A 15980-nucleotide genomic window follows, 5' to 3' on the forward strand; every position below is an offset into this window, starting at 1 on the left:
CATCCTAACCGAGCGATGCATCCGACCCCGGCCTTCGTGCCGGGGTTTTTAATTGCATGTTCGGTTTTTGAGCCCTTGTCCAAAAGGTTAAAAAGTCGTTAATTTTTGTTAATGATCCACGGATAAAGCCTGTGGGCAAGTCCGCCATCTTTATGAATGAGGATGGTTAATTCGCGCTGGTAAGATCAGAGTAGACGTTATGAAGACGTTGTCGATTGATGTTCGGCGGGCAGAACCCGATGATGCCCGGGCCATTTCGGAGGTGCACCGCCAATCCTGGCAGTACACCTATGCCGGCATCATTCCCCATCGTGCCCTCGGCCAGATGATCGAGCGTCGCGGCGAAGCCTGGTGGCGCAAGGCAACCAGTGGTCCGGCAACGCTGCTGGTTCTGGATGTTGCAGGCGAGATCGCGGGCTATGCCACGCTCGGCCTCAATCGTGCCCGCGCGCTGCCGCAGGAAGGCGAGATCTACGAACTCTATCTTCGCCCGCAATATCAAGGCCTCGGCCTCGGGCGTATGCTGTTCGGCGAGGCACGCCGGCTGTTGAAGTCGCTCGGCTGCAAGGGACTTGTCGTCTGGTGCCTTGAGGAAAACGAGAATGCCTACCGCTTCTATCGCGGGCAGGGCGGCGCGGATTTCTGCGAGGGCATCGAAACCTTCGATCACAGGCAGCTGCGCAAGATCGGCTTCGTCTGGCCCTGAACGGCCCTGTCGCGTTCTAAATCTGCTGTATGATTCCATCCCTAAATCGATTCCGATTTCGGGAATCATGCAGTAAATCCGCCTGTTTCCCGATGCGTTGTTGCGTTGCGGGATGAATCCTATTATTTGGCTGGCGGCAACCATCCTTATCTAGGGGACAAGCATGCGTATCGACGCGATTTCCATTGGCAAGAACCCGCCCGAAGACGTCAACGTCATCGTTGAAGTGCCGGTCGGCGGTCATCCGATCAAGTACGAAATGGACAAGGAGGCCGGCACGCTGGTCGTCGACCGTTTCCTCTACACGCCGATGACCTATCCGGGCAATTACGGCTTTGTCCCGCACACGCTCTCCGAAGACGGCGACCCGATCGACGTTCTGATCGCCAGCACCCGTCCGCTGGTCCCGGGCTGCGTCATCAATGTTCGCCCTATCGGCGTGCTGAAGATGGAAGACAATTCCGGCAAGGACGAGAAGATCATTGCCGTTCCCTCGCCGAAGCTGACGCTGCGCTACGAAAAGGTCAAGGAATATACCGACCTGCCGGAGATCACGCTGAAGCAGATCGAGCACTTCTTCGAGCACTACAAGGATCTCGAGCCCGGCAAGTGGGTGAAGATCTTTGGCTGGGGCGGCTCCAAGGAAGCCGGCGAACTGATCATCGAAGCCATCGCCCGCGCCAAGAAGGAAAAGGCCTGATCAGCCCTTCGTAATAAGGTTTAATTTCTCCATCAAATCCTCCGGCTCGCCCTCGATCCGGAGGATTTTTTTGCGCGCCGTGTCGCCGCTGATGATGCTAAGCGTGGATTTGGGAAGGCCGAGGCTTTTTGAAAGCAGGGCGATCAGGGCCTTGTTGGCCTTGCCCTTTTCCGGCGCCACTGAAACACGCGCCTTCAGATAGCATTCGCCGTCGCTTACGGTTTCGAGCCCGTCGATCGCGTCACGCCCGCCATTGGGCGTGAGCCGTACGGAAAGCCTGACGTGATCCGGAAAGGCCTGCCAGGCCTTGTTCACCGCAGGAACATGGGGACGATCGAATTCCACATCAGCGAGCGGATGAAGAAGATGATCAAGAGCAGGATGACCGGCGAAATGTCGATGCCGCCGAGATCCGGCAGGATGCGGCGGATCGGCCGCAGGGCAGGTTCCGTAACCGCATAAAGGAAGTTGCCGACGGAGCTGACGAATTGATTGCTCGAATTGATGACGTTGAAAGCATACAGCCACGAAAAGATGGCGCTGGCGATCAATATCCAGGTATAAAGATTCAAAGCCAGATCAATGGTTTGAAATAAGGCGAGCATGTCCGTCTCCAATTCGCGGTTGACAGACATGTAGACATTGGCGACTAAACGGGCAAGTCCCATGCTCCGAAGCATGTTGAATCATGTCTAAAAGGCCAGCCTTTGCGCCAGCGGCCCCATCGGAAAGTCTCGTCCCATGTCGTTCTCTGCCAGCGGAGACCGGTTTGCCGCCTTCAGGCACATTGCCTATGCCTATTTCTTCTTCGCGCGGTTTTTGACGGCCTTTGCCACGCAGGTCGTCAGCGTCTCCGTCGGCTGGCAGATGTATGAGCACACCGGCCAGCCGATCTATCTCGGTCTGATCGGCCTCGTGCAGTTCCTGCCATCGCTGCTGCTGATCCTGGTGACGGGCACGGCTGCGGACCGCTACAACAGGCGCCTGATTTCCGCGATCTGCATTTTCGTCGGCACTCTCTGCACGGCTGCGCTGCTGTTTCTGACCATATCGGGCACCTTCGCGCCGCTGCCGGTATTTCTGATCCTCACTGTCTTCGGCATCGAGCGCGCTTTCATGACGCCGGCCATGCAATCGCTGGCGCCCAACCTGATCCCGCCCGAAGATCTGACGAATGCCATCACCTGGAACTCGATGTCATGGGATGCGGCCGCCATCCTCGGTCCCGTGGCCGGTGGCCTGCTTTACGGCATCGGTGCCAACGTCGCCTATTCCGTGGCTGTGTTTTTCTTCGCGGCCGGTTCGGTGCTGACTTTCCTGATCCCCAAGCCACAGCAGCGCACCGCGCATGAGCGGCGTAGCCTTAACGAGATGCTTGCCGGCTTCCGTTTTATCTGGTCGGAAAAAGTGGTGCTGGGTGCCGTCTCGCTCGATCTTTTCGCCGTGCTGCTCGGCGGCGCGGTCGCGCTGATGCCCATCTATGCGCGCGATATCCTGACGCTCGGGCCCTGGGGCCTCGGCATGCTGCGCGCTGCGCCAAGCTTCGGCGCAATCGCCATGGGCCTGTTTCTGGCAACTTATCCTATCCGGAACCGCGCCGGTATCTGCATGTTTGCCGGGGTTGCCATGTTCGGCATTGGCACGCTGGTCTTCGGCATCTCGCAGACGCCGTGGCTGTCGATAATGGCTCTCGCCGTCATGGGCGCTTCCGACCTGATTTCCGTCTATGTGCGCGAAACCCTCATCACGCTTTGGACGCCGGATCATGTCCGTGGCCGCGTCAATGCCGTCAACATGGTCTTCGTCGGCGCGTCGAACGAGCTTGGCGAATTCCGCGCCGGCACCATGGCGCATTATTTCGGCGCGATCCCCGCCGTCGTCATCGGAGGTTTGGGCACGCTGACGGTCGCCCTCCTCTGGGCGACGGGTTTCCCGCAGCTTCGCAGGATCGACAGCCTCAATGCGCCGGATCGCAACGGCGAGCCGCAGGCGGTTTGAGGAGTGCGTAATGGCGAGGTTGCCGGATCGATACAATTCGTTTTCGGCGCTTCGCGAACGTGAGACCGAAGGCGTCGATTATCGCATCCGCGTGGAGAGCCGATCATCACCCGTCGCGATTATCGCTCCGCATGCCGGCTTCATCGAACCTGCCACATCCGAGATAGCGCTGACGATCGCGAATGGGAGGTTCTCGCTTTACCGCTTCGAAGGGCTCGATCCGGCGCGGCTCCATCATGAGTTGCATGTCACTTCCGAAAATTTCGATGAGCCGATTGCAAACGATCTGGTTGCCAATTCAGCGATCGTCATCGCCATTCATGGTCGAGCGGACCGGGAGGATCCGGAGTCAAGCTGGATCGGCGGGCTCGACACATCGCTGCGTAACCTGATCGTAGAGGCACTTCGTCGCGATGGATTTGCTGCCGTTGCGAGAAAGAAGGGAGAGGCGCTCGCGGGAGCTTCGGCCGGCAATATCTGCAATCGCGGCCAGCGGCAGGTTGGGGTGCAGCTTGAGATTCCGAGAGGCGTCAGGGATGCCCTTATGGCCGATGCGGAGAAGCTCAAGCAATATGCGTCTGCCATCCGTGGGGCGATCGATGAATTCGGCCGCGTGCTTTCGTCAGGCGAAGACCTTTAGGCCGCCATCGCCTGCTTGCCCTCGAAAACGAGATTGAGGAATTCTGACAGCCAGGCCTTCAGCGCCGCGTCGAAGATCATACGGCCTTCGAGATGCTCGCGGCCCTGCTGGGCGTTTGGCATGCAGAAGCGATGTTCGCCATGCACGACCCAGCGCTGCATCATGGCGCGGGTGAGCTCGGCATGGAATTGCAAGCCCCAGGCATTGGCGCCGTAGCGATATGCCTGATTGGGGTAGGTCTCCGCTGTTGCCAGAAGATCGGCGCCGTGCGGCAGCTCGAAGCCCTCGCGATGGAAATGGTAGACCATCTGCGGCCAGCGCATCAGCAGGCGCCCCTTTTCCGTCGGCTGCAACGGATACCAGCCGATCTCGGTCTTGCCGTCATCGCGCGCCTTCACCTTGGCGCCGAGATGGCGGGCGAGTAGCTGCGCGCCGAGGCAGATGCCGAGATAGGGGCGGTTTTCCTTAAGCGGCACCTTCAGCCAGTCTGTCTCGGCCTTGATGAAGTCGTCGGGGTCGTTGGCGCTCATCGGGCCGCCGAAGACCACGGCGCCGGCATGAGCCTCCAGTGTCGAGGGCAGGGGGTCGCCGAGGACCGGGCGGCGGATATCGAGATCGAAGCCCTTCTCCAGCAGCATCTGGCCCACGCGTCCGGGGCTGGAGCGCTCCTGATGCAGGACGATCAATATCGGGCGGCCGGCGCTCTTCGGCGCTTCAATCGTCATTGCCCGTCTCCACCCTGAAACCGGGCGCGCGTGCGGCAGCTTCCTGGCGTTTCATGATGCGCTCGCGATCGGAGATGCCCATGAGGTCGGCGATCCGCCAGATGGCATGATCTTCCATCTCGCTGCGCTCGCCGTCGGCATAGACGATATCCCAGAGGATGCCGAGCAGTTCGAGCCGCTGCGAGCTGTCAAGATGGCGCTTCAGGTCCGAGGTGAAGCGATAATAGTCGACCGCTTCGCTTTCCGCCTCCTCGCCGGCCGCGATCAGCTGATCGAGCTTGCGGCCATCAAGCCCATACTGTTCCTTCAACAGCTTGCGCAGCCGCTTCTTCTCGCTGTTCTCGATCTTGCCGTCCGCCTCCATCACCTGGATGCAGAGAGCCGCCACCGCGACACGCGGGTCGTCGGGGGCGAAGCCGGATCTGGGATGGTCTTGGGTCAGGTTATGAAGGAATTCCTGAAAGCGTTCGAACATGCGTCTCCATTCTCAAAACGGGCCGTGCAGGGTTCTTGGGGCACCATGCTCCATCTTTTTGTCTTCCCGAATTCCAGACGCAAATCCGCTGCGCGCTTTTGCCGGAATTGCTTTAAAACAATTTGAGCCGTGTCTTGGGTTCCGGTTCAAGTTTACGATCTTTCACGCCCGGATCATCAGGCGCGCCACCGAAGAAGGGCCGGGGCTCCGCATCCTGCTGCACCGGTTTTGGTGCTGCGTCGGGTGCGTTCGGCGCCGACTTTTCAACGGCGGGTTCCAACTCCATGACATAGGCATCGCTGGCTGACGATGCAACTTTTGGTGAATTCGGCATCTCCGCTGGGGTTGCGCGAGCCGTCTCGCGCACCGGCGGCAACGACTTCAGTGCCGCATCGACGGAGACCGTCGAACCCTCTTCGACCGGACCTTCGATCTGGCCGAACGGCGCCTTCCATTCGAAGGCGTCGAGGCGGCCGGTGACCGGCGACAGCGGCAGCCATTTTTCCGAGACGAAACCATCGGCGACCCAGGCCGGATCGCGCGGGGCGCGCAGAGCCTGCGCCATCCAATGGCGAATGCGGCCCTGATCGCCGGTTTCGGCCTCTTCGATATCGGCGAGAAGCAGGAAGGCACCTTCGCGTGCGTCGATCCGTGCGGCGGCTTCAGCCTTGGCGCGAGCCTTGCCAAAATCACCCGCATCCATCGCCGCCTTCGCAGTCAACAGCAGGGCTTCGACATTGTTCGGGCGGATCGCCTCCAGCCGTTCGGCGCGCTTCAGGCGATCGAGAACGGAATCGCCGCTGCGAGCCCGCACATAGGCTCTGCCGATTTCGGGATGCGGCCGGGCTTTCCAGACCCGCTCGAGGATGGAGGCAGCCTTGCGCACCTTGTCTTCACGGAACAAGGCCTTGGCGGCGATCAGCGCTGCGGGAACGAAATCATCCACGAGCTTCAGTGCCGCCAGCGCATCGTCACGTGCGCCGACGGGATCGCTTTCCAATTTCTCGTCGGCGCGCGCCGTCAGCAGGACGGCGCGTTGACGGTTGGCGGTTGCCTTATCGACGACATGGGCAACCTTCTGCTGGTCGAGCAGCTTGATAGCATCGTCCCAGCGGCCGGCCTGGCTGCGATATTCCAGCGTCGCCTGTGCCGCCCAGGGCAGGTAGGGCGCCTGGTCGGCCGCCTTCTCGGCATATTGCCGCGCCGCTTCATGCGCCCCGAGGCGCTTGGCTTCGAGATAGAGGCCGCGCAGCCCGAGCTCGCGCGTTTCGGGATCGTTGGCCATCTGTTCGAACTTCTGACGGGCCTCGTCATGCTTGCCTTCGATCAAGGCGGCCTGAGCTTCAAGCAGGTTGATGAGCGGCTCCTGATCGGCGCGGATGAGGCCACGGGTGCGGGCCGCCATCTTGCGGGCGAGCAGCGCATTGCCCGCGCCGGCGGCGATGAGGCCTGTTGAGAGCGCTTGATAGCCGCGGTCACGCTTGCGGGCGCGGAAATAGCGGGTGACGGAGTGCGGCGACGTCCAGATCAGCCGCACGAACCACCAGACGATCATCATGGCGGCCACGATCGCAATGAGGATCGCGGCGGCGACGATCAGCCTCGTCTGGTAAAGCTGGCCTTCCCAGACCAGCGAGAGATCGCCGGGACGATCCGCGAGCCAGGAAAAACCATAGCCGAGAGCCAGGACGAGAATGGCGAAGATAAGCAGTCTGATCATTGCTATACTCCGTCCTTAATTCTGTTTCCCGGTATTGGCGATCGCCTTCGACAAGGCGTCGCTTACCAGATCCTCGACGCGGATGCGGGCCTCGAGCGATTGCTTGAAGGCGGCCGATGCGGATTTCGCGGCATCGGGCAGGCTGTTCCACTCGGTCACGGCGCCCGGCAGGTCGCCATTCCGGACCTTGTCCTCGAAGCGGGCGGCGATGGCATCGATGCTGTCGCCAGGGACATTGCCGACGGGGCGGACCTGCACCAGCGACTTGGCGCCGGATACCAGGCGGCTGCTCCAGCTCTGGTTCGGATCATCGGTCTGCGCCGTTGCGACGATTGCCGTTGCGACATTCGAAACCTGGCGGATCAGGTCGGCGCGGGAGGGAACGCCTGTTTGGGCGAAGTTCTTGAGATCGGCGACGGCCGGATCGTCCGGCGCGACATTGGCGAAGGTGTCGAGCTCAGGCTGGAAGGGGCCGCCGCGGTCGATGGCCGCCTTCAACGCCGCCGCCGCGATGGCGCGGGCGACAGCGCTCTCCTGGCTCGGTCCGCTCAGCTTCTTTTCGGCATCGTCAAGGCGCTTGCTGACCTCGGCATCGGAGGTAGCCTGCGTCTGGGTCGCCTTGCTGAGCTCTGCCTTCAGTTGCTCGACTTCGCTGGTGAGCGAAGCGATCTTCTGGTCGGACGCGGCATTTGTCGCGCTCGATCCTCCGGCCGAGGCGCCATTGGCTGCATTCGTCTCGAGTGCGGCGACGCGGGCCGCAAGCGTCTCGTCCGGCTTGGCTGCGGGCGCCACGGCTAGCTTGGCGACGCTCTGCTTGAGGCCGTCGATCTCGGCATTCAAGGCGGTAATAGCAGCGGAATTGTCCTTGCCGGCACGGCCGCCGGGCAGTACGCCCGCATATTGCAAGGCGCCGGCGCCGACGAGCGCAATCAAGCCGCCGACGATGCCCGCCGCGATAAGGCCGGAGGTCGATCCCTCGCGCGGCTGCGGGCGTTCGACATAAGGCGGGGTTTCGGCGCGAGAGGGCGCCGGCTCGGCCTGGTGTTCCGCTGCCTGCGGCTCTTCGACCGCAGCCGTTGCGGCCGGCTCGTGGGGGTCCTCGCGAACCGGCTCCTTCTCCGCTTCCAGCGGCATTTCCACTTTATCTGCCGAGGAGGCGCCAAGCTCGCCATGGCTGCGCTCGGTCAAATCTTCGGGAGCTGCGTCCTGCGCAGTCTTTTCGGCTTCCAGGTCGATCGTGACCGGTTCGTCGTTGGGCTTCGAATGGTTAGGCGTTTTTCGCGATACCATGAGGTCCTCTTTTCATGCGCTGCAACGAAGTTAGACAGACAAGGCGATTATGAAAAGGCCTTACATCAAAATTGCGGCCTCACGCCGGGATCAGAAGCGCCAGAAGTCGGTCTTCATTCGGCATGTCGGCGATATCGACATGGGATTGCAGCGTTTCCGGAACCGCGCCCGCCACGGCTTCGCTCAAACAAAGAAACCGCGTTTCGGCAAAAAGCTCCATGTTGCGGCCGACGAATGAAAGGCTAAAAAAGCGCCTGGCGGTTTCGTGGGAATAAAGCAGCACAGCATTCGCGCGAGCGTCGGCGAAAAGCCGGCGAAGAGTGACGTCGTCGGGGATGATATCCTGCATTCGGTAGCATTCAACGGTCAGGAAAGGCACGTGCCGTTCTGCCAACCCGGCTTCGAAACCGGCCGCGCGCGGAAAGCCTGCGAGATAGAGGAGCGCGCCGTCGTTCAGGCCTGAAGGATGGCTGGCGATCATGGCGGCAAGCTCTGTGCCGCCGCCTTCCGATATGGCGATATTGCTGAATCCGAGATCCGCCGCTTCTTTGGCGGTCGCCTTTCCGACGGCAAAGAGGCGACGACCAAGATGAAGGGTAAGATCGGAACCTAGTAGCGAAAGCGCCCGGATCGCCTCGGCGCTGGTGACGGCGACGGCGCCCTGCGTGGTCAGGAGCGCTCGTCTTGCCTCCTCGACATGATGGACGGGTTCGGCCAGCGGCAGCAGCAGGGGTTCGTGCCCCACTTGCGTCAGTCGCCGCATGGTGCGTTCACCCGAATGCCGAGGGCGGGTGACGACGACGCGCATCCTTTGTCAGGTCCAGTCTTCGAAGAAGGTGCTGCCGGCCTCGGCGCGGATCGCCTGACCGGCATTGATCCCCAGCGCCTCGGCATCGCGCCGGTGGCCTTCGATGGTCGTCGTGTGCACTTGGCGGCCATCCGGGGTGAGGATCATGCCGAAGAAACGCAGATGATCGCCTTCGCAAATTGCGTAGCCGGCTATCGGCGTGCGACAGGACCCGTCGAGTGCTGCCAGGAAAGCGCGTTCGCAGGATACCGCGTCGAAAGTCGGCGCATCATTGACGGCGGCGAGCAGCTCGTTCATCCGCGCGTCATCGATGCGGCTTTCGATTGCTATGGCGCCTTGTGCCGGCGCTGGAGGGAATTCATCAGGGTCGAGAATATCGGTGATGACCTCGACCATGCCAAGCCGCTTCAGGCCTGCAAGCGCCAGCAAGGTGGCGTCGGCTTGCCCCTCTTCCAGCTTGCGCAGGCGGGTCTGAACCGAACCGCGGAAGGTAATGACGTTGATATCAGGGCGCAGGCGCCGGATCAGCGCCTGGCGGCGGAGCGACGCCGAGCCGACGGTGGCGCCATGCGGCAGCTCGATCAGTTTCGGCGCGGTGCGGCCGATGACCGAATCGCGAATGTCCTCGCGCGGCAGATAAGCTGTGAGCGCCAGGCCCTGGGGCAGCTTCGTCGCCATATCCTTGGCCGAATGCACGGCGAAGTCGAGTTCGCCTGAGGTCAGCTTCTCTTCCAGCTCTTCCGTGAACAGGCCCTTGCCGCCGATTGCCGCGAGCGAGCGGTCGGTGATGCGGTCGCCCTTGGTGGTGAGAACGACGATTTCGAACATCTCCTCCGGAAGGCCATGGGCCGCCATCAGGCGGTCGCGTGCTTCTCGCGCCTGGGCGAGCGCCAGCGGGCTGCCGCGCGTGCCGATCCGGAAAGGTTTTGTTTGCATCCGCTTTGATCCGTTGTTACCGACAGTTCCCGTAACCATATTTCCGCTTTATCGCAATCGACCTGTAGGCAACGAACTTTCTCCATGACATCCGTTCTTCGTATTCTCGGCATCGAAACAAGCTGCGACGAAACCGCTGCAGCCATTGTCGAGCGCCGGGATGACGGCACGCCCACTGTCTGTTCCGATGTCGTCCTCAGCCAGCTGGACGAGCATAGCGCCTATGGCGGCGTCGTGCCGGAAATTGCTGCGCGGGCACACGTCGAAGCGCTCGATACGCTGATCGACGAGGCATTGAAACGCGCCAATGTGTCACTCTCGGACGTCGATGCCATTGCCGCTACATCCGGACCGGGCCTTATCGGCGGGTTGCTCGTCGGCCTGATGACAGGCAAGGCAATTTCGCGTGCCACCGGCAAACCACTATACGCCATCAACCATCTGGAAGGCCATGCCCTGACGGCGCGGCTGACGGACGGTCTTGCCTTTCCTTACCTCATGCTGCTCGTTTCCGGCGGCCACACACAGCTTATTCTGGTGCGAGGCGTCGGCCAATATGAGCGCTGGGGCACCACCATCGACGATGCGCTCGGTGAGGCCTTCGACAAGACGGCCAAGCTTCTAGGACTGCCCTATCCCGGCGGCCCTGCTGTGGAGGCAGCCGCCAAAAACGGCGATCCGGACCGCTTCGATCTGCCGCGACCGCTGGTCGGCGAAACGCGCCTCGATTTTTCCTTTTCCGGCCTGAAGACGGCGGTACGACAGGCGGCGACGGCGATTGCGCCTGTCACCGAGCAGGATATCGCCGATATCTGCGCCTCCTTCCAAAAGGCGATCTCGCGCACGCTGAAGGATCGTATCGGCCGCGGCCTGCAGCGCTTCAAGACGGAGTTTCCGAAGACTGAGGAGAAGCCGTCGCTTGTGGTGGCCGGGGGCGTTGCCGCCAATCTCGAGCTGCGCCGCACGCTGCAGGAGCTTTGCGACGCCAATGGTTTCCGCTTCATCGCGCCGCCATTGAGATTGTGTACGGATAATGCCGTCATGATCGCCTGGGCTGGACTGGAACGCATGGCGACGGGGGCCGCACCTGACGATCTCGATGTGCAGCCGCGCTCGCGCTGGCCGTTGGATCAGAAGGCGGAAACTCTGCTCGGGCACGGCAAGCGAGGAGCGAAGGCATGAGCGACAAGGAGCAGATCGCAGTCATCGGAGCCGGTGCTTTCGGCACGGCGCTTGCCGCCGTCATCGCGCTAACCGGTCGTGCCGATGTGGTGCTCGTCGGACGCAACGCAGGGCTGATGACTGACCTTGCCGTCGACCGCATGCATGATGCCGTCCTGCCCGGCATCGACCTTCCGGATTCGCTGCAGTTTTCGGCCGTGCCGGATGCAATTTCCAATGCCGGCATCGTTCTTTTTGCCATGCCCTCACAGGCGCAGGCCGATGCTGCCCGTCATTATGGCCCTTATCTCGCCAAGGATGCGGTCGTCGTTACGTGCGCGAAAGGTATCGACAAGGTCTCCGGCGATCTGCTGACCGATATGCTGGAGCGGGAGTTGCCGCAGCATGCGATCGCTGTGCTCTCAGGCCCGGGCTTTGCCGCCGACATTGCCAAGGGACTGCCGACGGCCATGGCGATCGCCGCCGCCGACATGACTGTCGCTGAAAGGCTAGCCCAGGCGATTTCCGGCCCGACGTTTCGCCTCTACGCCTCGGATGACCGCATCGGCGTGCAGCTCGGCGGCGCCTTGAAGAATGTCCTCGCGATTGCCTGCGGCATCGTCGAGGGGCGGGGTATCGGCGATTCCGCACGTGCGGCGCTGATCAGCCGTGGTCTTGCCGAGATGTCGCGCTTCGTTGCAGCCGAGGGAGGCAAGGCTGAAACCGTGCGCGGCCTCTCGGGTCTTGGCGACCTCGTGCTGACGGCGACCAGCCATCAATCCCGTAATCTCAGGTTCGGTATCGCGCTCGGGCAGGGAGAGACCGTTGATCCAACGCATGGCACGCTGGTCGAGGGCGCCTATGCCGCTTCCATCGCCGCGCGGCTCGCCCACAAACTCGGCGTCGACATGCCGATCACCGACGCGGTGTCAGCCATCATCGACGGCAAACTCGACATAGCTACAGCCATCGGGCAATTGATGACGCGGCCGATCACCACGGAATAACTTGAATAGTGGTCCTGCTCTGGATATATTACTGGATATAGCGGGAGACCACGATGAGCAGCTCGCAGAAACGCGCAATTAAGAACTATCGTTCCCGCCTTGGCGAGCGTGGTCTAGCTCGTTTCGAAGTGCTGGGGCTCAATGGCGACAAGGCTCTCATCAGAGAGGTGGCGCGGCGTTTGGCGGAGAATGGTCCCGAATCTGCCCGCATTCGCGATGTTGTCACCAAGACCATTTCGAGAGAGTCGCCCAAAAAAGGTGGGGTTTACGCCTGGTTGCGGAATTCTCCTCTCGTCGGTGCGGACCTCGATCTTGAAAGGGTGAAGGGCGAAGTGCGCGAGATTGATCTGTGACTCGCTATTTGCTCGACACGAACATCATCAGCAATACAATCAAACCTGAGCCGTCGCCCCATCTTGCACGCTGGTTGGGCGATCAGGTGGATGGTGATCTCTTTATCGCAGCGTCCACAATCGCTGAAATTCAGCGTGGCATCCTAATCATGCCGACGGGACGCAAGCGTGATGATCTCGAAGCATGGTTTCTCGGCGGTCAGGGACCTCTGACATATTTTGCGGGTCGCATTCTTTCCTTTGACGAGAATGCTGCTCTGATATGGGCGCAACTCATGGCCGATGGCCGGACGATGGGACGACAGCGTGACCCGATGGACATGTTGATCGCTTCCGTCGCAGTTGCGAATGAATGCGTCATCGCCACACATAACGAAGCCGATTTCTGGGGTCTTGATATCATCAATCCCCTTCGCGCAGAAATATGATGACCTCTCGTGATTGAAGCTTTATCCGTCATCATCAATCGTTTTTGATTTTCTTGGGAGAATTAAACCATGCTTTTCGCCTTTGTCTGCAAGGACAAGCCCGGTCACCTGAATGTCCGCATGGAAACGCGCCCGGCGCATCTGGAGCATCTGAACAAGCTCAATGCCGAGGGCACGTTGAAGATGGCCGGTCCGTTCCTGGATGCGGACGGCAAGCCGAACGGTAGTCTTGTTGTCGTTAAGGCCGAGAGCGCCGAGGCCGCCAAGGCGATTGCCGATGCCGATCCCTATACGAAGGCCGGTCTGTTCGAGAGCGTCGAGATCAAGCCGTTCAACTGGGTCTTCAACAATCCGGAGGCATGAGAGATGGCGCACTGGCTTTATAAATCCGAGCCGTCCTCCTGGTCCTGGCAGCAGCAGAAGGATGCCGGCGCAAAAGGCACCGAATGGACCGGCGTGCGCAACTATCTCGCCCGCAACAACATGCGGGCCATGCAGATCGGCGACAAGGGTTTCTTCTATCACTCCAATGACGGGTTGGAGGTCATCGGCATCGTCGAGGTCTGCGCGCTGGCGCATCCGGATTCGACCGCCAAGGACGATCCGCGCTGGGAATGTGTCGACATCCGCGCCGTTCGCGATATGCCGAATCCGGTGACCCTCAAGGACATCAAGGCCAATCCGAAGCTTTCGCAGATGGCGCTCGTCACCTCCATGCGGCTTTCGGTGCAGCCGGTGACGGATGATGAATGGCTCGAAGTCTGCCGCATGGGCGGTCTGGACAATCCGCCGGTCTGATCCGGCCTTGTTCGGTGGGTGGGAGATTCATTGAAAACCGATCCGGAAAGCTTCATCCGTGCCAATACCAGCCTCATGGCGTCGCCGCATGTGCCGGAAATCCGGCTGCACCTGGCAAGCGAGGCGCATGAATTGTGGCTGAAGACGGAAGAAGAGCTGGAACAGATCGGCCTGCCGCCGCCCTTCTGGGCCTTTGCCTGGGCGGGTGGGCAGGGTCTCGCGCGCTATATCCTCGATCATCCGGAGATCGTTGCCGGCAAAACCGTGCTGGATTTTGCCACCGGCTCCGGGCTCGTCGCGATTGCGGCGAAGCGTGCGGGCGCGGCTCTTGTGCTTGCCGTCGATATCGATCCATGGGCGGGCACGGCGATCCGGCTCAATGCCGTTGAAAATGGCGTCGATCTGGACTTCGCCGGTGACGATATCGTCGGTTGCGCCGTGGATGCGGATGTTATTCTTGCCGGCGACGTTTTCTACGATCGTGATTTCGCGGCGAGCCTCGTTCCCTGGCTAAGACGTATGGCGGGCGAGGGGAGGACGGTTCTCGTCGGCGATCCCGGCAGGGCCTATCTTCCCAAGGATCGTCTGGAAGTGCAGGCCACCTATCAAGTGCCGGTGACGCGGGCGCTCGAGGACAGCGAGATTAAGAAGACGACGGTCTGGCGATTTCTCGCCGATTGAGAAACGTCAGTGCCTGATGACGCAGACGCCTGCTTCATACGAGCAGGGATTGCCGGCATAGCGGACATCGATGACTTTCGCCTTCGGCCTCAGCTGCACTGTCGCAGGCGGAGCATAGGGATTGTAGCCGCCATAGCCGATAACATAGGTGCCGCCATCGGCCCGATAGACATCGGCTGAGCCGGCATAGCTGCCGGCGTTTGCGGCGTCGTGCCGTTCCATGATGACGATCCGGGCAGGTTGCTGCTCGCGACCCTGGGGCTTCGATATCTGGTTAAGGCGCACAAGGCCGGAGCGATCGTGATGATGCCAGTGGCGGTAGTCGCCCGCCGATGCCGGTGCGAAGGAAAATGTTGCCGCCGCCACGATGAGCGCTGCTGCCTTGAAAAGATGCGGCTTCATGATTCGACTCGCTTCGATCGGTTAATGAAATCTTAACGGCAGATTGCCTCAAGAGCTGCGCGAAGTCCACGTCAGGGTTGCCGAAATGGTAAACGGCCCGGAATGGGAAGCCCGTCATTGCATGCTCGCTAAAGTGCAGCTCGATCCGAATCGATTAAATTCGATGCAGGCATCAATTGTGCTTGTGGATGGGCGTCTCTGTGATTATTGGTCGCAATGATGCAACGCACACTGCACGTCTCTGCGCGCGCGTTGCCCCGGATAACCGGGTTCTAAGCGTATCGTAACGCCGCGAGGTTCTGATGGCGAACGTCACACAAAACCGGCCTTTGTCGCCGCATCTGCAAATCTACAAACCCATTCCCACCATGGTCATGTCGATCCTCCACCGCATCACCGGGGGCGCGCTCTATTTCGGCACGCTGCTGGTCGCCTGGTGGCTGATCGCCGCGGCGACCGGTCAGGGCTATTTCGATCTGGTCAACTGGATCATGGGCACGATCATCGGCCGCATCATCCTGCTCGGCTACACGTGGGCTCTGCTGCACCATTTGATCGGCGGCCTGCGCCACTTCGTGTGGGATCTCGGACATGGTTTCGATCCCGCCGTCTCGACGAAGATGGCCAAGTTCACGCTCATCGCCTCGATCTGTCTGACCGCGCTGGTCTGGATCATCGGCATCGCCATCCGCCTGGGTTGATTGGCATGATCGCTCCCGGAGGCGCGCTCAGGCGCCTTTCGGGATCATGCTTTAAAGGATATTTCTCATGGATATGCGCACTCCTCTGGGCAAAGTCCGCGGTCTCGGTTCCGCCAAGGAAGGCACCGATCATTTCTGGCGCCAGCGCCTGACCGCCGTTGCCAATGTTCCCCTCTTTCTCTTCTTCGTCATTTTCCTGATCATCCATGCCGGCGCGCCCTATGCGGAAGTCGTGCACGCGATCTCGAACCCGATCGTTGCCGTGATCTTCGGCCTGATGGTGATCTCCGGCGTCATTCACATGAAGCTCGGCATGCAGGTCATCATCGAGGACTATGTCCACGGCGAATTCGGCAAGATCGTTCTTCTCATGCTCAACACGTTCTTCGCGGTCGTCGTGGCGGGGCTCTGTCTCTTCGCCATTCTGAAGATCGCGTTCGTAGGATAATTG

The 15980-nt window shown here is 60.9% G+C and carries 22 protein-coding genes; 13 read left to right on the forward strand and 9 right to left on the reverse strand.

Annotated elements, in window-relative coordinates; genetic code table 11:
* The first annotated feature begins 199 nt into the window (after positions 1 to 199).
* Both FHT85_RS19030 and ppa read left to right on the forward strand, forming a co-directional pair.
* The gene (locus tag FHT85_RS19030; RefSeq protein ID WP_015341436.1) at positions 200 to 706 is read left to right on the forward strand and encodes a GNAT family N-acetyltransferase; all 507 of its coding nucleotides are present in this window, start codon (positions 200 to 202) and stop codon (positions 704 to 706) included.
* Between the two features lie 163 nt (positions 707 to 869).
* Positions 870 to 1406, forward strand: coding sequence for an inorganic diphosphatase (gene ppa, locus FHT85_RS19035; RefSeq protein WP_015341435.1), 537 nt, complete (start codon positions 870 to 872; stop codon positions 1404 to 1406).
* Here the strand turns inward: ppa and FHT85_RS19040 are convergent, their stop codons facing one another.
* Complete coding sequence (locus FHT85_RS19040) at positions 1407 to 1721, reverse strand: DUF167 domain-containing protein (protein ID WP_015341434.1); 315 nt, start codon at positions 1719 to 1721, stop codon at positions 1407 to 1409.
* Positions 1718 to 2041, reverse strand: coding sequence for a YggT family protein (locus FHT85_RS19045; protein ID WP_085999183.1), 324 nt, complete (start codon positions 2039 to 2041; stop codon positions 1718 to 1720). Before FHT85_RS19045 ends, FHT85_RS19040 begins: the two co-directional genes overlap by 4 nt.
* 106 nt (positions 2042 to 2147) lie before the next feature.
* Here FHT85_RS19045 and FHT85_RS19050 point away from each other — a divergent pair, with 106 nt between their 5' ends.
* Positions 2148 to 3404 carry an MFS transporter gene (locus tag FHT85_RS19050; protein ID WP_112412883.1) on the forward strand — a complete coding sequence of 419 codons (1257 nt, stop codon included), beginning with the start codon at positions 2148 to 2150 and terminating at the stop codon, positions 3402 to 3404.
* Between the two features lie 10 nt (positions 3405 to 3414).
* Complete coding sequence (locus tag FHT85_RS19055; protein ID WP_112412882.1) at positions 3415 to 4044, forward strand: poly-gamma-glutamate hydrolase family protein; 630 nt, start codon at positions 3415 to 3417, stop codon at positions 4042 to 4044.
* On the opposite strand, the gene FHT85_RS19060 is transcribed toward FHT85_RS19055, so the two are convergent.
* The 6 genes from FHT85_RS19060 to hemC form a co-directional block, all read right to left on the reverse strand.
* Positions 4041 to 4769, reverse strand: a complete 729-nt coding sequence (locus tag FHT85_RS19060; protein WP_112336346.1) for a glutamine amidotransferase — start codon at positions 4767 to 4769, stop codon at positions 4041 to 4043. The genes FHT85_RS19055 and FHT85_RS19060 overlap by 4 nt on opposite strands.
* A complete protein-coding gene (locus tag FHT85_RS19065) occupies positions 4759 to 5244 on the reverse strand; it encodes a TerB family tellurite resistance protein (RefSeq protein ID WP_015341429.1) in 486 nt (161 codons plus the stop codon). The genes FHT85_RS19060 and FHT85_RS19065 overlap by 11 nt, the downstream gene beginning before the upstream one ends.
* A gap of 112 nt (positions 5245 to 5356) precedes the next feature.
* On the reverse strand, positions 5357 to 6964 hold the full coding sequence (locus FHT85_RS19070) for a heme biosynthesis protein HemY (protein ID WP_112412881.1): 1608 nt from the start codon (positions 6962 to 6964) through the stop codon (positions 5357 to 5359).
* A 15-nt stretch (positions 6965 to 6979) separates the two neighbouring features.
* Positions 6980 to 8254 carry a COG4223 family protein gene (locus tag FHT85_RS19075; RefSeq protein ID WP_112412880.1) on the reverse strand — a complete coding sequence of 425 codons (1275 nt, stop codon included), beginning with the start codon at positions 8252 to 8254 and terminating at the stop codon, positions 6980 to 6982.
* Between the two features lie 79 nt (positions 8255 to 8333).
* Positions 8334 to 9062: a uroporphyrinogen-III synthase gene (locus FHT85_RS19080; RefSeq protein ID WP_112412879.1), complete on the reverse strand. Its 729-nt coding sequence runs from the start codon at positions 9060 to 9062 to the stop codon at positions 8334 to 8336.
* 6 nt (positions 9063 to 9068) lie between these two features.
* Positions 9069 to 9998, reverse strand: a complete 930-nt coding sequence (gene hemC / locus FHT85_RS19085) for a hydroxymethylbilane synthase (protein WP_112336350.1) — start codon at positions 9996 to 9998, stop codon at positions 9069 to 9071.
* Positions 9999 to 10082: 84 nt separating this feature from the next.
* On the opposite strand from hemC, the gene tsaD reads away from it, so the two are divergent.
* The 7 genes from tsaD (at position 10083) to FHT85_RS19120 (ending at position 14426) form a co-directional block, all read left to right on the forward strand.
* Positions 10083 to 11180, forward strand: a complete 1098-nt coding sequence (gene tsaD / locus FHT85_RS19090; RefSeq protein WP_112412878.1) for a tRNA (adenosine(37)-N6)-threonylcarbamoyltransferase complex transferase subunit TsaD — start codon at positions 10083 to 10085, stop codon at positions 11178 to 11180.
* Positions 11177 to 12166 (forward strand): NAD(P)H-dependent glycerol-3-phosphate dehydrogenase, encoded by a 990-nt coding sequence (locus tag FHT85_RS19095; RefSeq protein ID WP_112412877.1) that lies wholly within the window; start codon positions 11177 to 11179, stop codon positions 12164 to 12166. Before tsaD ends, FHT85_RS19095 begins: the two co-directional genes overlap by 4 nt.
* 53 nt (positions 12167 to 12219) lie before the next feature.
* Positions 12220 to 12519 (forward strand): hypothetical protein, encoded by a 300-nt coding sequence (locus FHT85_RS19100; protein ID WP_112336353.1) that lies wholly within the window; start codon positions 12220 to 12222, stop codon positions 12517 to 12519.
* A complete protein-coding gene (locus FHT85_RS19105; protein WP_112336354.1) occupies positions 12516 to 12947 on the forward strand; it encodes a PIN domain-containing protein in 432 nt (143 codons plus the stop codon). The genes FHT85_RS19100 and FHT85_RS19105 overlap by 4 nt, the downstream gene beginning before the upstream one ends.
* Positions 12948 to 13016: 69 nt before the next feature.
* Positions 13017 to 13310: a YciI-like protein gene (locus FHT85_RS19110; protein ID WP_015341422.1), complete on the forward strand. Its 294-nt coding sequence runs from the start codon at positions 13017 to 13019 to the stop codon at positions 13308 to 13310.
* A 3-nt stretch (positions 13311 to 13313) separates the two neighbouring features.
* Positions 13314 to 13745: an EVE domain-containing protein gene (locus FHT85_RS19115; protein ID WP_112336356.1), complete on the forward strand. Its 432-nt coding sequence runs from the start codon at positions 13314 to 13316 to the stop codon at positions 13743 to 13745.
* Positions 13746 to 13775: 30 nt separating this feature from the next.
* Positions 13776 to 14426, forward strand: coding sequence for a methyltransferase (locus tag FHT85_RS19120; protein WP_183774219.1), 651 nt, complete (start codon positions 13776 to 13778; stop codon positions 14424 to 14426).
* 6 nt (positions 14427 to 14432) lie between these two features.
* On the opposite strand, the gene FHT85_RS19125 is transcribed toward FHT85_RS19120, so the two are convergent.
* Positions 14433 to 14828: a hypothetical protein gene (locus FHT85_RS19125; RefSeq protein ID WP_112400494.1), complete on the reverse strand. Its 396-nt coding sequence runs from the start codon at positions 14826 to 14828 to the stop codon at positions 14433 to 14435.
* Between the two features lie 302 nt (positions 14829 to 15130).
* Between FHT85_RS19125 and sdhC the strand changes: the two genes are divergently transcribed.
* On the forward strand, positions 15131 to 15529 hold the full coding sequence (sdhC, locus tag FHT85_RS19130; RefSeq protein WP_112336359.1) for a succinate dehydrogenase, cytochrome b556 subunit: 399 nt from the start codon (positions 15131 to 15133) through the stop codon (positions 15527 to 15529).
* 67 nt (positions 15530 to 15596) lie between these two features.
* Entirely contained in the window at positions 15597 to 15977 is a 381-nt protein-coding gene (gene sdhD, locus FHT85_RS19135; protein ID WP_112412625.1) for a succinate dehydrogenase, hydrophobic membrane anchor protein, read from the forward strand.
* Positions 15978 to 15980: the final 3 nt, after the last annotated feature.

The sequence above is a fragment of the Rhizobium sp. BK312 genome (genome assembly GCF_014193605.1).
In the GTDB taxonomy this organism is placed as follows: domain Bacteria; phylum Pseudomonadota; class Alphaproteobacteria; order Rhizobiales; family Rhizobiaceae; genus Rhizobium.

Excerpts from the sequence above, each read along its gene's own strand:
- FHT85_RS19100 (WP_112336353.1), top strand. The coding sequence starts at position 12,220 with ATGAGCAGCTCGCAGAAACGCGCAATTAAGAACTATCGTTCCCGCCTT.
- sdhC (WP_112336359.1), top strand. The coding sequence starts at position 15,131 with ATGGCGAACGTCACACAAAACCGGCCTTTGTCGCCGCATCTGCAAATC.
- FHT85_RS19075 (WP_112412880.1), bottom strand. The coding sequence starts at position 8,254 with ATGGTATCGCGAAAAACGCCTAACCATTCGAAGCCCAACGACGAACCG.
- FHT85_RS19110 (WP_015341422.1), top strand. The coding sequence starts at position 13,017 with ATGCTTTTCGCCTTTGTCTGCAAGGACAAGCCCGGTCACCTGAATGTC.
- FHT85_RS19055 (WP_112412882.1), top strand. The coding sequence starts at position 3,415 with ATGGCGAGGTTGCCGGATCGATACAATTCGTTTTCGGCGCTTCGCGAA.
- FHT85_RS19070 (WP_112412881.1), bottom strand. The coding sequence starts at position 6,964 with ATGATCAGACTGCTTATCTTCGCCATTCTCGTCCTGGCTCTCGGCTAT.
- ppa (WP_015341435.1), top strand. The coding sequence starts at position 870 with ATGCGTATCGACGCGATTTCCATTGGCAAGAACCCGCCCGAAGACGTC.
- FHT85_RS19125 (WP_112400494.1), bottom strand. The coding sequence starts at position 14,828 with ATGAAGCCGCATCTTTTCAAGGCAGCAGCGCTCATCGTGGCGGCGGCA.
- FHT85_RS19030 (WP_015341436.1), top strand. The coding sequence starts at position 200 with ATGAAGACGTTGTCGATTGATGTTCGGCGGGCAGAACCCGATGATGCC.
- FHT85_RS19095 (WP_112412877.1), top strand. The coding sequence starts at position 11,177 with ATGAGCGACAAGGAGCAGATCGCAGTCATCGGAGCCGGTGCTTTCGGC.
- FHT85_RS19060 (WP_112336346.1), bottom strand. The coding sequence starts at position 4,769 with ATGACGATTGAAGCGCCGAAGAGCGCCGGCCGCCCGATATTGATCGTC.
- FHT85_RS19050 (WP_112412883.1), top strand. The coding sequence starts at position 2,148 with ATGTCGTTCTCTGCCAGCGGAGACCGGTTTGCCGCCTTCAGGCACATT.
- sdhD (WP_112412625.1), top strand. The coding sequence starts at position 15,597 with ATGGATATGCGCACTCCTCTGGGCAAAGTCCGCGGTCTCGGTTCCGCC.
- FHT85_RS19045 (WP_085999183.1), bottom strand. The coding sequence starts at position 2,041 with ATGTCTGTCAACCGCGAATTGGAGACGGACATGCTCGCCTTATTTCAA.
- FHT85_RS19065 (WP_015341429.1), bottom strand. The coding sequence starts at position 5,244 with ATGTTCGAACGCTTTCAGGAATTCCTTCATAACCTGACCCAAGACCAT.
- FHT85_RS19080 (WP_112412879.1), bottom strand. The coding sequence starts at position 9,062 with ATGCGCGTCGTCGTCACCCGCCCTCGGCATTCGGGTGAACGCACCATG.
- FHT85_RS19115 (WP_112336356.1), top strand. The coding sequence starts at position 13,314 with ATGGCGCACTGGCTTTATAAATCCGAGCCGTCCTCCTGGTCCTGGCAG.
- tsaD (WP_112412878.1), top strand. The coding sequence starts at position 10,083 with ATGACATCCGTTCTTCGTATTCTCGGCATCGAAACAAGCTGCGACGAA.
- hemC (WP_112336350.1), bottom strand. The coding sequence starts at position 9,998 with ATGCAAACAAAACCTTTCCGGATCGGCACGCGCGGCAGCCCGCTGGCG.